Below are 14,322 nucleotides of genomic sequence, written 5' to 3' on the forward strand. Positions count from 1 at the left end.
TTTAACATGAGTGTTTTTACTTTCACCGGGTTTGCTGCGGCTGATCTCTTTGGTGCAGGTCATATTGCCCGACACGCCAGTTTCACAATGCCTGAAGCGGCAACCCTCGACTTCAGCGTGACCGATGACGACGCTTACCTGTCGGGGGACGCGTTCAGAAACGAGCGCGGCGATGACCGTTCCGGCCAGACCGCAACCATTACCCGCGACGGCGAGGAGGTCGGCAATGGTGGGCGCCTTTACGCCGAACAGGTGTGGCATCTCTACGGCGACAACGGTCAGACTTACCGGCTGGTGGAGCTGGAACAGCCGGGCCGGTTGCCGGACAGCTTCACCTTCCTCGGGCCTGTGCCGCCTGCGGGGGTGACGCTCACCGTCGGGGGCAGCGCCAATGTGTTCCGGGGGCTGAAATACGATGACCTCTCTGCGGGGGATCTGCCGGCGCCACCGCCCAACATTGTAGACATTGCGGCGGGATCTGATGATTTCAACATCCTCGTGCAGGCCTTGACGGTCACGGGTCTGGCAGGGGCGGTGCGGGCCTCGGACGACATCACCGTCTTTGCCCCCACCGACGCTGCCTTCACCGCGCTGGCGGTTGATCTGGGCTTTGACGGCGACCAGACGGATGAAGACGCGGTCTTTGGCTTCATCGCCGATGCGCTGGCCGGGCTTGCGCCAGATGGCGACCCGATCCCCTTGCTTGCGGATATCCTGCTTTACCATGTGTCTCCGGGCGCCAAGACCGCCGAGGAAGTCGATGAGGCCAGTGAGGTGACGACATTGCTCGACGGGGCGACGTTCGGATCGGAGGGCACCGAGCTGGTGGACAACGAGCCTGACGTTGCCAATCCGAACATCGTGGCGGAGGACATCCCGGCGTCAAATGGCACTCTTCAGGTGATCGACCGGGTGCTGCTGCCCATCGACATTCCCGGCAACACCCCGCCGGAGCCGGAGTTGCCGACCCTGGCCGGTATCGTCGCAGCCAGCGGGGGTACCTTCGATCAGGACGGGACCGACTTCGACTTGCTGTTCAACGCGGTGCAGGCGGCGAACCTGACCGGAGCGCTGGACGATCCGGCGGCTGACCTGACGGTCTTTGCACCCAACGACGCGGCCTTTGTCGGCCTGTCGCAAGCGCTTGGGTTTGAGGGCAGTGATGAAGGCGAGGCCTTTGCCTATCTCGTGGAGGCGCTGACGCTTCTGGGCGGTGGCGATCCGATCCCGCTCCTGACCGAGGTTCTGACCTATCACGTGGCCCCCGAGGCGCTTGGATCAGAGGCAGTGCTGGCCGCCACAGAACTCGAAACCCTGCAGGGCGGTACGCTGGGGGTCGATGGGGTCACGCTTGTGGATGCCGACCCGGACGTGCCCGATCCGACGCTGATTGCAACCGATATCGCCGCCTCGAACGGCATTGCGCATGTGCTGGACGGCGTGCTCCTGCCCGCTGACCTGCTGCAATCCGACGGGTCGAACGATGTGGATTTCATCATTGATGACGATAGCAACAGCCACATCCGCACTGGGCGCGACAATGATCTGGTCGATGGCAATGGCGGGCGGGATTTCATTTCGCTGGGGCGCGGTGACGACGTCGGCTTTGGCGGTCACGGCAATGACGTCATCGCGGGCGGGCGCGGCAAGGATATGCTGACCGGCGGTCAAGGCAACGACAAGCTTTACGGTGGTCGAGATGCGGATGTCTTCATCTTCAACACCGGGGACGGGCACGACCGCATCATCGGCTTTGAGGACGGTCTGGACCTGATTGATCTCAGCGGCACAAGGTTCGAGAGTTTCGCCGAGCTGGAGGATGCCATTCATGTCCGAGGCCACCGGGCAGAGATCACGCTGAGCGACGATCAGAGCATTCTGGTTCAGGGGGTGCGGTTGGATCTGACGGAAGAGGATTTCATCTTCTGACGGTCAACGCTTTTGGCTCCAAGGCCCGGCGCCGCTCAATTGGTGGTGCCGGGTCAGTGCTCAGAACGCGGCGCGGTCCTGCGACCGGATGGATGTGCTGCGCGGCGTTCTGGCGGTCAGCCCCCGAGCACAGGGGATGGTTTCGTGACGTCCAGAAACCAGTCAATGAACTGCTGTTGTTGTTCCGGCAGCGCGGTGGCCTTCAGGGCAACGTAATACCCCTCTTCTGCAGGGACATGTGGCAGGGCGATTTCACAAAGCTCACCGCGCTGGATCGCGTTGCGCGTGATCTGACAGTGGGTCAGCGCGACGCCAGCCCCGGCGATGGCAAGGTCCACAGCCATCCCGTGGGTATCGACATAAAGGTCGGCTTCCAGCGTGTCCGAAAGCTTTTGTCGACGTGACAGAGCGGTCCATCCGGTCGACAGGCCAACCGCCTGTATCAGGGGCAACGCGCGCAGATCCGTCAGACGCACGGGCGCTGGCAACGCGCCCGCAACCTCGGGGGCGGCCACAATATGCAGATAAGAGGGTTCCAGCAGGCTGGCACCGGCCCCCACAACCCCCGGCGCGCCAAAGCGGATCTCGATGTCGGCGGTGCTGGCGGCGAAGTCATCCGGCCAGATCGTCGTGATCAGCTGCAGCGCAATGTCCGGATGGCGCGCGGTGAAAGCAGCCATATGTGGAGCGATCACGAAATGGGCGATACTGGCGCTGGTGGCGATGGTCAGCTTTGCCCGATCGCCATCGGGTATAAACCGGCGCACGGCCTGGGTCAGCAGGCCCATGGCTGCCGTCACATCCGGCACCAGCAGGCGCCCGGCATCTGTCAGTTGCAGGGACCGGTTCGCGCGCACGAAAAGCTGACATCCCAGCCGGTCTTCGAGGGCCCGCACATGCTGGCTGATCGCGGATTGCGTAAAGCCCAGCTCGTCTGCGGCGAGGGTAAAGCTCAGATGCCGCGCGGCGGCTTCGAACGCCCGGAACCAGGTGAGCGGAGGCAGGGATTTCGACATAGGCGGTAATCTCATTAGAGTATCTAATGAATTCATATCATTTTCTATCGTTTGTCACACTCTTTTGCCGTGGATAGGGTTTCACGACAACAGGGAGAGGTGTGGTCATGCAGCCGGATATCCGGAAAATCGTTACATATCAGGAAGATGTTCTGGTGGAAGGCTTCAAGCCTGCAGCCGAGCCGTGGGTGATGTGCGCTGCGGCAGCTGTAGTCAAAAACCCCTGGGCCGGGCGCTTTGTCGAGGATCTCAGCCCGGTAATCCAGGCTTTCGGCCCGCCGCTGGGCGCTTTGCTGACCGAACGGGTCACGGCAATGACCGGGGGTGGAGAGAAGGTCGAAGCCTTCGGCAAGGCCGCCGTGGTCGGGCTGGACGGAGAGATTGAGCATGCCTCGGGTCTGATCCACACGTTGCGGTTCGGCAATCACTTCCGACAGGCGGTTGGGGCGAAATCCTACCTCGCCTTCACCAATATTCGCGGCGGGGCGAATGCGCCCATCCAGATCCCTCTGATGGACAAGAACGATGCCGGGCGTCGGTCACATTACCTGACGGTCCATTTCGCCATTTCGGACGCGCCGCGCGCGGACGAACTGGTGATCGCGCTGGGGGCCGCAACAAGCGGACGTCCGCACCACCGGATCGGGGACAGATATCAGGATCTGAAGGAAATGGGCCATGACGTGGACAACCCGGCAGCGGTCTGAAGGCGCGGGTGCGCTGGCCTATTGCGTCGAAGGGCGCGGTCCAGCAGTGGTTCTGATCCACGGTGTCGGGCTGCGCGCGGAAGCGTGGAACGCGGTTTCTCAGGCCCTTGCGCCCGATTTTACGGTCTACACGCTGGACATGCCGGGGCACGGCGCATCACCGCTGGAAGGTGCAGCACGGCTGAATGACTACGTGGCGCGGATATTGACCTTCATCCATACCTTGGATGCACCCATTTGTTTGGCCGGTCATTCCATGGGCGCGATGATCGCTGTGGAAGTGGCAGCGCAAGCGCCCGAAAGGGTGGCGGCGGTTGCAGGTCTGAATGCAATCTACCGCCGGTCCGCCGAAGCCGCTGCCGCTGTCCAGAGCAGGGCGGCAGCTTTGACGCAATCGGGTGTGCCCGATCCAGCACCGACCCTCGCGCGCTGGTTTGGCGCGGCGCCCTCCGGAGCAACGGCGGAGGCTTCTGCGGCCTGCCGGAGTTGGTTGACGCAGGTCGATCCCGATGGCTACGCAACCGCCTACGGGATTTTTGCGCGGCACGACGGGCCATCAAAAGACAGGCTGCAGCGTCTGCAGATGCCAACCCTGTTCCAAACCGGGGCGGATGATCCGAACTCGACGCCCGATATGTCACAGGCCATGGCGGCGAAGGCGCCGTTTGGTCAGGCACTAACCGTCCCGGGTGCCGCGCATATGATGCCCATGACCCATCCCGAGGCGGTGGCGGAGGCGCTGCACAGCTGTTTTACCCGCAGGGTCCAAGCTGATGCGGATTGATCGGACAACCTTGCGCGCGGCCTTCAGCCGGTTCCTGACCGGGGTCACGGTGGTCACCACACGAACTGCAACCGGGGAGCCGGTGGGCTTCACCGCCAATTCCTTTTCCTCCGTGTCGCTCAACCCGCCGATGCTGCTGGTTTGCCCCGGCAATCACCTGAGCAGTTTTCACGTCTTTCGCGACGCCACGCAGTTCGGGGTCAGCATCTTGGCGGAAGGGCAGGAGGCCGTCTCCAACCTCTTTGCATCCCGCGCAGCGGACAGGTTTGCAAACTGCGACTGGGAAGAAGCAGGCGGCATGCCCCTTATCGCGGGACGCGCCGCGGGGTTTGTCTGCACGACATCTTCCGTGGTCGCAGCGGGCGATCACATCGTGCTGATCGGCCAGGTCTCTCACTTCGATGATGCCGCGCGGCCCGGCCTTGGCTACGGGCCCGATGGCTATTTCTCGCAGGCCAAGGAGCGCAAGGCCGAAGCGGCGGATGCGGCCGCAACGCGTGCCAGCGTGCTACTGGAGGATGGGGCAAGGATTTACCTGACGGATCACGGGCAGTTGCCGATGGTGCCGGTTGAAAGGGGCCAGAGCCCGCTGAGCGCTTTGGAGGCCGGGCTTGTCGCGCGGCACGTCCGGGCGGATCTGAGCGTCGTCTACGCCATCTACGACGAAGCGGACAGCCGCAGGCACATCGTCTTTCGCGGCAGGACCAAGGGCACGCAACCGGGGCTGCAGGCCCATGAGATCGCGACGCTGGATGCCGCAAGTGTGAAAAACACCGCCGTGCGCGCCCTGCTGGAGCGGTTTCAACAGGAACACCGCACGCAGAGCTTCGGGCTCTACGTCGGCGACGCAGAGGCGGGTGACGTGCTGCCCGCCCAAGGGAGGGATTGAGATGGAGTTCTCACTCTTTGCGCATATGGAACGGCTGAGCGCCGATCAGCCCCATGAGGCGCTTTACGGGGAGTTCGTGGCGCTGTGCAAGATGGCCGATCAGGGCGGGATGCGGGCGATCTGGACGGGCGAACATCATGGCATGGAGTTCACGATTGCCCCCAACCCTTTCACCACGCTGGTGGATCTGAGCCACCATACGCAGAACGTGCGGCTTGGCACCGGGACCGTGATCGTCCCCTTCTGGCACCCCATCAAGCTGGCGGGCGAGGCGGCGATGACCGATGTGATCACCGGCGGGCGGTTGGAAATCGGTGCGGCGCGGGGCGCTTACTCTTACGAATACGAGCGGATGATGCCGGGGCTCGATGCCTGGGATGCGGGGCAGCGGATGCGGGAAACCCTGCCGCTGCTGCGGCCCTTATGGGCGGGGGACTGCGCCCATGACGGCACCTACCACAGATTTCCGCCCACCACCTCGGCGCCAAAACCGGTGCAGCAGGATGGCCCACCGATCTGGGTCGCCGCGCGCGATCCCAACAGCCACGAATTCGCCGTCCAGAACGGGTTCAATGTGCAGGTCACCCCGCTTTGGCAGGGCGACGCGGAGATCGAAAACCTGATGGCGACTTTCAAGACTGCCTGTGCGGCCCACGCCGGACCCAAGCCCAAGATCATGCTGCTGCACCACACCTATGTCGGCTCGGACGCAGAGGATGTCGATCTGGCAGCGCAGGAGCTCAGCCGGTTCTACAATTACTTCGGCGCCTGGTTTCAGAACAAGCGGCCGGTGTCTCAAGGGTTGATGGAGAAGATCAGCACGGAAGACATGGCGCAAAACGCGATGATGTGCCCGGAAAACATGCGGCGCGATCTGACGGTGGGCACGGTGCAGGAGGTGATCGACCGGCTCAAACGTTTCGAAGACCTTGGCTATGATGAGTTTTCCTTCTGGATCGACAGCGGGATGAGCTTCGAGCGCAAGCGCGCCTCGCTTGCGCGCTTCATCGATCATGTCATGCCAGCTTTCTGCTAAACCTTCGGAGGGACTATGCCCGATCTTCCTCAGTACTCTCTTTTTATCGCGGGCCAGTGGCGTGCCGGATCGCAAGGTCAGACGTTACAGAGCGTAAGTCCGGCAACAGGAGAGGCCTGGGCCCGTTTCGATTGTGCCAGCCCCGATGACGTGTCGGACGCGGTATCGGCGGCACAGGCAGCACTCGATGCGCCTGCCTGGCGGGACATGAGCCAGACCGCGCGGGGCAAGCTGCTCTACCGCCTGGCCGATCTGGTGGCGGAGAAGGCCGAGCACCTGGGCCGGATCGAGACCACCGACAGCGGCAAGCTCGCTGCGGAGACGAGGGCGCAGACCGGCTATGTGGCAGACTACTATCGCTACTACGCCGGGCTGGCCGACAAGATAGAGGGCGCGGTGCTGCCCATCGACAAGCCTGACATGCATGTTTTTACGCAGCGCCTGCCCATCGGTGTGGTGGCCGCCATCGTGCCCTGGAATGCGCAGATGTTTCTGGCGGCAACCAAGCTGGCACCCGCCCTTGCGGCTGGATGCGCCGTGGTTCTGAAAGCCTCTGAAATCGCCCCCGCTCCGATGTTGGAGTTTGCCAGGCTGATCGAGCAGGCCGGATTTCCACCCGGCGTCGTTTCCGTCCTGACCGGGGATGCAGAGAATTGCGCCATTCCGCTGACCTGTCATCCCGGCGTGGACCGGATCGCCTTTACCGGCGGGCCGGACGCCGCGCGCCATGTCGTGCGCAATTCCGCGGAAAACTTCGCCGTGACAACGTTGGAGTTGGGGGGGAAATCACCCATTCTGGTGTTTGAGGATGCGGACCTGGATGCCGCCGCCAACGGGCTGATCGCGGGCAATTTCGGCGCCTCCGGACAGTCCTGCGTGGCAGGCACGCGCGGTCTGGTGCAGCGCCCCGTCTACGATGCGCTGGTCGCGGCGATCATCGACAAATGCCGCAACTTGGTCGTGGGGGATCCGCATGACCCGGCCACGCATCTCGGACCGCTCTGCACCATGGCGCAGGTGGAAAAGATCGAAACGACGCTGGCCAAGGCCGTGTCGCAGGGTGCACGCATTGCCTTTGGCGGCAGCCGCGCGGGTGGCGACAGTGCGCATTATTTCCAGCCGACACTGGTGCTGGCGGACGGGCCGGGTGTGGAGACGTTGACGGTGGAGATGTTCGGCCCGGTGATGACGCTGATCCCCTTCGACACTGAGGAAGAGGCGATCCAATTGGCGAATGACAGTGACTTCGGCCTCGGATCGGGCGTCTTCACACAGAACGTGGCGCGGGCCCACCGTGTGTCGCGGCGCATCAGGTCAGGGATCACCTGGGTGAACACCTACCGCGCGATTTCCCCCATGGCGCCCTTCGGGGGATTCAATCAATCCGGTTACGGTCGCGAAGCGGGGCAGGAGGCGATCCTCGACTATACCCGCACAAAAACCACCTGGATCGACACGTCCGAGGACCCGATGGCCAATCCTTTCGTCATGCGCTGAACTGCGCCTTCAAACCCGTTGTTAGTTACAAAAGCAACTGGTAGCTGCGGGAGGTGGAAATGCGCGCAGGGAGGAAACAGCAGGTGGCCAAGGCATTCGCATCCCAGGGGGATATGTCGGAAAAGAAAATCACCTTTGATGAAATCGGCGAAGGGCTTTGGGCCTTCACCGCGGAGGGCGATCCGAATTCCGGGGTGATCATCGGCGATGACAGCGTGATGATTGTCGAAGCGCAGGCCACGCCGCGGCTGGCGGGCAAGGTGATCGACAAGGTGCGCGAAGTCACCGACAAGCCGATCAGCCACCTGGTTCTGACGCATTACCACGCCGTGCGGGTGCTGGGGGCGTCCGCCTATGGCGCTGGGCAGATCATCATGTCGGACACCGCCCGCGCCATGGTCGCCGAGCGCGGACAGGAAGACTGGGACAGTGAATTCCAGCGCTTTCCGCGCCTCTTTGAAGGGCACGAAAGCATTCCCGGCCTGACCTGGCCCACCACGACCTTCAGCGATGCCATGACCGTTTATCTGGGGCAGCGCCGGGTCGACATCAAACACCTGGGTCGTGCCCATACGGCTGGGGATGCGGTGATCCACGTGCCGGATCAGAACGTGATGTTCACCGGCGACATCGTGGAAGATCGCTCTGCCTGCTATTGTGGCGACGGGCATTTCGGCGATTGGGGCGGCACGCTGGATGCGATTGCCGCCTATGATGTTGACGCGATTGCGCCGGGGCGCGGCGGCGCGCTGATCGGCAAGGAGGCGGTCGAGCGCGCGATTGCCTCAACCCGCGATTTTGTCGACAGCACCTATGCACCGGCGGCTCGGGTCGCGGCGCGGGGCGGATCGCTGAAAGAGGCGTGGGACGCCGTGCGTGCGGCCTGTGATCCCAAGTTCAAGGATTATGCGATCTACGAACACTGCCTGCCCTTCAACGTATCCCGCGCCTATGACGAAGCGCGCGGCATCGACACACCGCGAACCTGGACCGACAAACGCGATCTGGAGATGTGGGAGCAACTGCAGGGCTGACGACAGGGAGGGCGCGATATGGTAGACGTCAGATATGACATCGCTTTCCGGCTTTACCCCTACGAGAAAGTCCCGGATCAGGACCTGCCGCCCAAGCGGCACCCGGTAGTCATCGTCGGCGGCGGACCCATCGGCATGGCGCTGGCGCTTGATCTGGGACGCAAGGGCACACCGGTGCTGGTGCTGGACGATCACGAAGGGGTCGGGCAGGGCAGCCGCGCGATCTGTTTTGCCAAGCGCACGCTTGAGATTGCGGACCGCCTCGGCGCCGGGCAGGCGATGGTGGACAAGGGTGTCGTCTGGAACGTCGGCAAGGTCTTTCATGGGGATGATCAGGTTTTCGAATTCAACCTGCAGCCGGAAGGCGGCCATAAGAACCCCGCCTTCATCAACCTGCAACAGCCCTATTTTGAGAAATTCATCGTTGACGAGATCCGCAAGGCGCAGGACGACGGCGCACCCATCGAAATTCGGGGCTGCAATGCGGTGACGGGCCTCACGCCGGCCGCAGATCATGTCGTTCTGACCGTCGAGACGCCGGACGGTCACTATCAGGTCGAGGCCGACTGGCTGGTGGCCTGCGACGGCGCGCGCTCTCCGCTGCGCGATATGATGAGGCTGAGTTTTGACGGGCGCGTCTTCGAGGACAACTTCCTGATTGCCGATGTGAAGATGACGGCAGACTTCCCGACCGAGCGCTGGTTCTGGTTCGAACCGCCCTTCAAGGACAGTGGTCAGTCTGCGTTGCTGCACAAGCAGCCGGACGACATCTGGCGGATTGATTTCCAACTGGGCTGGGACATCGATCGCGCCGAGGAGCTGAAAGAGGAAAACGTCCGTGCGCGGGTTGACGCGATGCTGGGTGAGGGGGTCGCATACACGCTGGAATGGACATCGATTTACACGTTCCAATGCCGTCGGATGCAGGCGTTCCGCCATGACCGCGTGTTCTTTGCCGGGGACGCTGCGCATCAGGTTTCACCCTTTGGCGCGCGCGGGGCAAATTCCGGGATTCAGGACGCGGATAATCTGGCCTGGAAGCTTGATCTTGTGATCCGGGGGCTTGCGCCGGAACGGTTGCTGGACAGCTATTCCGAGGAACGGGTGCACGGCGCGGATGAAAACATCCTCAATTCCACCCGCGCCACCGATTTCCTGACGCCGAAAAGCGAGATGAGCCAGATTTTCCGAAATGCCGTGCTGGCGCTTGCGCGGGAGCACGCTTTTGCGCGCCCGCTGGTCAATTCGGGACGGTTGTCCATGCCGTGTGTCTATGACGGATTGTCCCTGAACGGCCCGGACCTGTTGGATGGGCCAAAACGGACGCGGGTGGGGGCACCTGCGGTGGATGCACCGCTGGGTGAAAGCCATCTTCTGGATCATCTGCCCGAGGGGTTTACGCTTTTGTGCATTGATGCATCCGCGCCGGATCTTGAGGCGGTAGATGGGGTGTCGTTGACCCATCTGAACTTGAGCGCAGAGGGCAACCCGCTTCTGGCGGACCGCTATCTCGGGGATGCGGAAGGTGCCGTATACCTGCTTCGCCCGGACCAGCATGTGGTGGCGCGGTGGCCTGCGGTTTCCGCTGATGAGGTGAGAGCGGCGATGCAAACCGCATTGGGAAAGGACGTGGGATGCCCCTGAACCTTGAGCCGAACATCCCAGATCCGGATGGGTTCTACGACCTGTTGCTGGCCGCGCATCAGGGGTTGAGCAAGGATGAGAGCGACGCGTTGAACGCGCGCTTGATCCTCGTGTTGGCCAATCACATCGGGGATGTCGATGTGCTGCGCGAGGCCCTTACAGCGGCGTGCAACAGGTCGGAATGAGGGCGGAGATCGCTTTCCGAAGACAATGGGTGGCTTTCCAATCTGCGCAGGTGTGCGGCTAAGCCGGTCCTTCCGAAACGATGACAAGCGGTCGGAACGTCTCGTTTTGCGCGTGCTGCGCGGCCTCCTGGCAGAGCGCAGCGTAGCCAGCGGCTCCTGACGGCGATGTAGGAAGCCCCAGCGCAGTAACGCGTGCAGCGGCGGCCTCGCCCTCTTCCTCCGACAGGGTGACATAGCGCACGTCACAGCGTTCGAGCGCGGCCCAGGCCACGATGGAGGGATCCTTGCAATCCAAGCGCCCCATGGCGGAGGCTGGCCCGTCCCCGCGGGTTGGGTGCCCCGCCGTGTGGCTGGCCCGAAGGCAGGCGGCTGCGGCAGGTTCCACCACCACCAGATCCGGCTGCTCCGCCCAGTTCAGCCGGATCATATGTGCCGTCGCGGCAGCCAACCCGCCGACCCCTGCCTGCAGATAGACATGGGTGGGCCACTGCCCCGATGCCTCAAAGCTCTCCCGAAGCTCTTCGGCAATGACGCAATAGCCTTCCATCACCCATTTCGGGATCTCTGTGTAGCCAGGCCAGGTCCCATCGGCGAGCAGAACGGCGCCGGTGGCACCCGCATCCTCGATCGCGGCGGCGACGCTCTCCTCATACACCGCGCCGGAACGGACAACCGATGCCCCCAGCGCCCGTAGCCTTTGCGCGAAGCTCTCCGGCACGGTGTCGGCGAGGTGGATGCGGGCCGCAGCCCCGGCGTCCCGCGCGCCTGCTGCGACACCCATGCCGTGATTGCCCGCACTGGCGCAGACGAAGGTTTGTGTGGCTGCAAAGGCACGCAGATCGGCATCGGCCAAACGGTCCTGCGTCGGGGTTTCACCCGCCCTCGACTGCCATCTCTGCTGCAGGATCCGGGCAACGGCATAGGGCGCCCCGAGCGCCTTAAACGCGCCGAGCCCCATGCGGTTCGTTTCATCCTTGGCCAACACGCCGCCGCCGTGCGGACCCACAATTTCGACCAGTGGCGTGGGCTTGTATTTGTCCTGCGCCCTGAAAAATGCGTGGGCAGCTGCGGCATTTGGCGAGAAGTCGAGAGAATCGTTATGTGTCATGGCTTGGCAAGATACGGGCTTTTGATACGGTACATTTTGCATTCTTCGCGAGTTACCCGATAATATTTTGCGTAGTTTTAGCAGTGGAGCGTCGAAACGCATCATGGCCACCGACCTCGACAAGACAGACCTGACAATCCTGCGCACCTTGCAGACCAATTGCCGCATTGGTCTGGAAAAGCTCGCCCATGAGTGCGCCTTGTCGGTGCCTTCGGTGCAGCGTCGCCTGAAACGGTTGCGGCAGGCAAAACTCATTGAAAAGGAGATTGCCGTCCTCAACCCGGCGAAATTCGACTACAAGATGACCTTCATCGTCATGGTCGAACTGGAGCGGGAATCGCTCCAGCAGCTGGAACTGTTTCGCAAGCGCGCGACGGCAGAGCCGCAGGTTCAGCAATGCTACTATGTCACGGGCGACGCGGATTTCATCCTGATCTGTTCGGCAAAGGACATGCAGGATTTCGAGGCGCTGACGCATCGGCTGTTCTTTGAGAATTCCAATGTGCGCCGGTTTCGGACCTCCGTGGCGATGGACCGCACCAAGGTCAGCCTGAGCATCCCGATCTGATGGGCAGGCCGTCGACAGAAAATCTTGTCTGCGGCCCGATCCGTGAAAGTATTTCTGCACGGTACCCGCACAGATGATGCCAAACGTGCATCATAGAGCGCTAAGTTCTGCGCATGGTGGCGAAAGGCACGGAAATGGCTGATTTTCGGACGCGAATGACGCAGCTCCGCCGGGATTTGCATCGCCACCCGGAGCTTGGCTTCGACGAGATGTGTACCAGAAAAATCATCGCCACGCGATTGCGGAAACGGGCACCCGCCGCCGGGGCGGTGGTGTCGGTGACGGAGTTTCTGACCGACGGGCAAAGGAATGTCCTGCCGGGCAAGGCCGTCCTCAAGGGGGATTTCCGAGCACGTTCCGCGGATGACCGTGCCCGCATTGCGCAGTTCATTCAGCAAATTGCCGACGGCATCGGGAGTGCGCATGGTGTTGGTGTTTCGGTCGCCTTTGACACGCAATTCGTTGAGACGATCAACGCAGGCGGCCCGACCGAGGCCGCCTACCGGACCGCGGAGACGGCGGGCTGCACGCTTGTGCGGAACCGGCTTGCGATGCGTTTCTCTGAGGATTTTGCCCATTTCGCGGCCGCGGTGCCGGGGTGTTTCCTCTTGCTCGGCAATGGTGAAACGGGACGTCATGGCCGCCCGCTGCACGCATCGGAATGTGACTTCAACGATGATCTGTCGGCGATCGGGGCTGGGTTCTGGGTGCAGCTGGTTCAGGATCGACTACCTTTGCGAAAGGAGCAGCCGTGACCGACACGCCGGACAGGGGGTTTTCCGAACGCGAATTTGCAGATCGTACGGCCAAGGCTCAGACCGCCATGGCCGGGGCGGGTCTGGTCGGTGTGTTGCTGACGACCGAGGCAGAGGTGCGGTATTTCAGCGGGTTCCACACGCTTTTCTGGCAGAGCCCGACACGGCCCTGGTTCCTGTTTGTACCCGCCTCTGGCAAACCCATCGCAATCATTCCCGAGATTGGCGCGGACCTCATGCGCCGAACGTGGGTGGAGGATATCCGCACCTGGGGTGCCCCGGCACCGCTGGACGACGGCATCGGATTGTTGATCGATCTGCTTGCGCCCTTCGCACGCTCAGGCGCTGCCATCGGCCTCATGAAGGGGCATGAGACACATTTGAGAATGCCGTTGCGTGACTTCGAACGGCTCTCAGCGGCACTGCCGGGGCTTCGGATGGCCGATGCCACTGATCTGGTGCGTGGCCTCAGGATGGTGAAATCCGACGCGGAAATTACCAAAATCCGGCATGTGTGCGCCATCGGCTCTCGCAGCTTTGCCGCCGTGCCGGACGTTGCCCGCGAGGGCATGCCCCTGGAAGAGGTATTCCGCGCGTTTCGCCGGGAAGCACTGGTTCAGGGCGCCGATGATGTGCCCTATCTGGTCGGGGGTGCGGACCAGGGCGGATATCGTGACGTGATTTCACCGCCGTCGCGCCGCCCTCTGGCACAAGGGGACATCCTGATGCTGGACAGCGGCGCCACCTGGGACGGCTATTTCTGCGATTTTGACCGGAACTGGGCCATTGGCGGGGCGGATGATGCATCTCGGCGCGCTTACGACGTCCTGTGGCGCGCGACCGAAGCGGGCATTGCCGCCGCCCGTCCGGGAGCCACCTGCCGCGATCTCTTTCATGCGATGCGGTCCGTCATCTCTGAGCTTGATGACACGGGGGGAGACGTGGGGCGCCTTGGTCACGGTCTGGGTATGCAACTGACGGAATGGCCGTCGCATGCTGCCTGGGATGACACGGTGATCGAAGAAAACATGGTGCTGACCATTGAACCCTCCCTATCCTACGGGGACGATCGCATCATGGTGCATGAGGAAAACATCGTCGTGCGCGCAGGCGGTGCAGAGCTTTTGACCGACCGCGCTGCACCGGACTTGCCGGTGATCTAGGAGCTAT

The 14,322-nt window shown here is 62.7% G+C and carries 14 protein-coding genes; 12 read left to right on the forward strand and 2 right to left on the reverse strand.

Annotation, left to right across the window (positions count from 1 at the left end; all coding sequences use genetic code 11):
- The first annotated feature begins 6 nt into the window (after positions 1–6).
- Positions 7–1,929 carry a fasciclin domain-containing protein gene (locus ISX84_RS00785; RefSeq protein WP_195818420.1) on the forward strand — a complete coding sequence of 641 codons (1,923 nt, stop codon included), beginning with the start codon at positions 7–9 and terminating at the stop codon, positions 1,927–1,929.
- Between the two features lie 116 nt (positions 1,930–2,045).
- On the opposite strand, the gene ISX84_RS00790 is transcribed toward ISX84_RS00785, so the two are convergent.
- Positions 2,046–2,945: a LysR family transcriptional regulator gene (locus tag ISX84_RS00790; protein WP_195818421.1), complete on the reverse strand. Its 900-nt coding sequence runs from the start codon at positions 2,943–2,945 to the stop codon at positions 2,046–2,048.
- A 107-nt stretch (positions 2,946–3,052) separates the two neighbouring features.
- Between ISX84_RS00790 and ISX84_RS00795 the strand changes: the two genes are divergently transcribed.
- The 8 genes from ISX84_RS00795 to ISX84_RS00830 all read left to right on the forward strand — a co-directional run bounded on the left by ISX84_RS00795 (position 3,053) and on the right by ISX84_RS00830 (position 10,721).
- A complete protein-coding gene (locus tag ISX84_RS00795) occupies positions 3,053–3,652 on the forward strand; it encodes an amino acid synthesis family protein (RefSeq protein ID WP_195818422.1) in 600 nt (199 codons plus the stop codon).
- The gene (locus ISX84_RS00800) at positions 3,624–4,436 is read left to right on the forward strand and encodes an alpha/beta fold hydrolase (protein ID WP_195818423.1); all 813 of its coding nucleotides are present in this window, start codon (positions 3,624–3,626) and stop codon (positions 4,434–4,436) included. Before ISX84_RS00795 ends, ISX84_RS00800 begins: the two co-directional genes overlap by 29 nt.
- The gene (locus tag ISX84_RS00805; protein ID WP_195818424.1) at positions 4,426–5,325 is read left to right on the forward strand and encodes a flavin reductase family protein; all 900 of its coding nucleotides are present in this window, start codon (positions 4,426–4,428) and stop codon (positions 5,323–5,325) included. The genes ISX84_RS00800 and ISX84_RS00805 overlap by 11 nt, the downstream gene beginning before the upstream one ends.
- Position 5,326: 1 nt before the next feature.
- A complete protein-coding gene (locus tag ISX84_RS00810; RefSeq protein WP_195818425.1) occupies positions 5,327–6,361 on the forward strand; it encodes an LLM class flavin-dependent oxidoreductase in 1,035 nt (344 codons plus the stop codon).
- A 15-nt stretch (positions 6,362–6,376) separates the two neighbouring features.
- Positions 6,377–7,858 carry an aldehyde dehydrogenase gene (locus tag ISX84_RS00815; RefSeq protein ID WP_195818426.1) on the forward strand — a complete coding sequence of 494 codons (1,482 nt, stop codon included), beginning with the start codon at positions 6,377–6,379 and terminating at the stop codon, positions 7,856–7,858.
- An 83-nt stretch (positions 7,859–7,941) separates the two neighbouring features.
- Positions 7,942–8,892, forward strand: coding sequence for an MBL fold metallo-hydrolase (locus tag ISX84_RS00820; RefSeq protein ID WP_195818427.1), 951 nt, complete (start codon positions 7,942–7,944; stop codon positions 8,890–8,892).
- Between the two features lie 18 nt (positions 8,893–8,910).
- Complete coding sequence (locus tag ISX84_RS00825; RefSeq protein ID WP_195818428.1) at positions 8,911–10,536, forward strand: FAD-dependent oxidoreductase; 1,626 nt, start codon at positions 8,911–8,913, stop codon at positions 10,534–10,536.
- Entirely contained in the window at positions 10,527–10,721 is a 195-nt protein-coding gene (locus ISX84_RS00830) for a DUF2783 domain-containing protein (RefSeq protein ID WP_195818429.1), read from the forward strand. Before ISX84_RS00825 ends, ISX84_RS00830 begins: the two co-directional genes overlap by 10 nt.
- Positions 10,722–10,779: 58 nt before the next feature.
- Here the strand turns inward: ISX84_RS00830 and ISX84_RS00835 are convergent, their stop codons facing one another.
- Positions 10,780–11,829 (reverse strand): pyridoxal-phosphate dependent enzyme, encoded by a 1,050-nt coding sequence (locus tag ISX84_RS00835; RefSeq protein WP_195818430.1) that lies wholly within the window; start codon positions 11,827–11,829, stop codon positions 10,780–10,782.
- Between the two features lie 103 nt (positions 11,830–11,932).
- Here ISX84_RS00835 and ISX84_RS00840 point away from each other — a divergent pair, with 103 nt between their 5' ends.
- The 3 genes from ISX84_RS00840 to ISX84_RS00850 all read left to right on the forward strand — a co-directional run bounded on the left by ISX84_RS00840 (position 11,933) and on the right by ISX84_RS00850 (position 14,315).
- Positions 11,933–12,397 (forward strand): Lrp/AsnC family transcriptional regulator, encoded by a 465-nt coding sequence (locus ISX84_RS00840; RefSeq protein ID WP_195818431.1) that lies wholly within the window; start codon positions 11,933–11,935, stop codon positions 12,395–12,397.
- Between the two features lie 155 nt (positions 12,398–12,552).
- Positions 12,553–13,152: a hypothetical protein gene (locus tag ISX84_RS00845; protein WP_195818432.1), complete on the forward strand. Its 600-nt coding sequence runs from the start codon at positions 12,553–12,555 to the stop codon at positions 13,150–13,152.
- Complete coding sequence (locus ISX84_RS00850; RefSeq protein ID WP_195818433.1) at positions 13,149–14,315, forward strand: M24 family metallopeptidase; 1,167 nt, start codon at positions 13,149–13,151, stop codon at positions 14,313–14,315. The genes ISX84_RS00845 and ISX84_RS00850 overlap by 4 nt, the downstream gene beginning before the upstream one ends.
- The last annotated feature ends 7 nt before the right edge of the window (positions 14,316–14,322 follow it).

It is taken from the genome of Roseobacter sp. MH60115 (assembly GCF_015644665.1).
Classification (GTDB): Bacteria; Pseudomonadota; Alphaproteobacteria; order Rhodobacterales; family Rhodobacteraceae; genus Roseobacter.

Coding starts and splice junctions, on each gene's coding strand:
- ISX84_RS00830 (WP_195818429.1), top strand. CDS start 10,527: ATGCCCCTGAACCTTGAGCCGAACATCCCAGATCCGGATGGGTTCTAC.
- ISX84_RS00805 (WP_195818424.1), top strand. CDS start 4,426: ATGCGGATTGATCGGACAACCTTGCGCGCGGCCTTCAGCCGGTTCCTG.
- ISX84_RS00840 (WP_195818431.1), top strand. CDS start 11,933: ATGGCCACCGACCTCGACAAGACAGACCTGACAATCCTGCGCACCTTG.
- ISX84_RS00800 (WP_195818423.1), top strand. CDS start 3,624: ATGACGTGGACAACCCGGCAGCGGTCTGAAGGCGCGGGTGCGCTGGCC.
- ISX84_RS00835 (WP_195818430.1), bottom strand. CDS start 11,829: ATGACACATAACGATTCTCTCGACTTCTCGCCAAATGCCGCAGCTGCC.
- ISX84_RS00790 (WP_195818421.1), bottom strand. CDS start 2,945: ATGTCGAAATCCCTGCCTCCGCTCACCTGGTTCCGGGCGTTCGAAGCC.
- ISX84_RS00810 (WP_195818425.1), top strand. CDS start 5,327: ATGGAGTTCTCACTCTTTGCGCATATGGAACGGCTGAGCGCCGATCAG.
- ISX84_RS00825 (WP_195818428.1), top strand. CDS start 8,911: ATGGTAGACGTCAGATATGACATCGCTTTCCGGCTTTACCCCTACGAG.
- ISX84_RS00795 (WP_195818422.1), top strand. CDS start 3,053: ATGCAGCCGGATATCCGGAAAATCGTTACATATCAGGAAGATGTTCTG.
- ISX84_RS00815 (WP_195818426.1), top strand. CDS start 6,377: ATGCCCGATCTTCCTCAGTACTCTCTTTTTATCGCGGGCCAGTGGCGT.
- ISX84_RS00845 (WP_195818432.1), top strand. CDS start 12,553: ATGACGCAGCTCCGCCGGGATTTGCATCGCCACCCGGAGCTTGGCTTC.
- ISX84_RS00785 (WP_195818420.1), top strand. CDS start 7: ATGAGTGTTTTTACTTTCACCGGGTTTGCTGCGGCTGATCTCTTTGGT.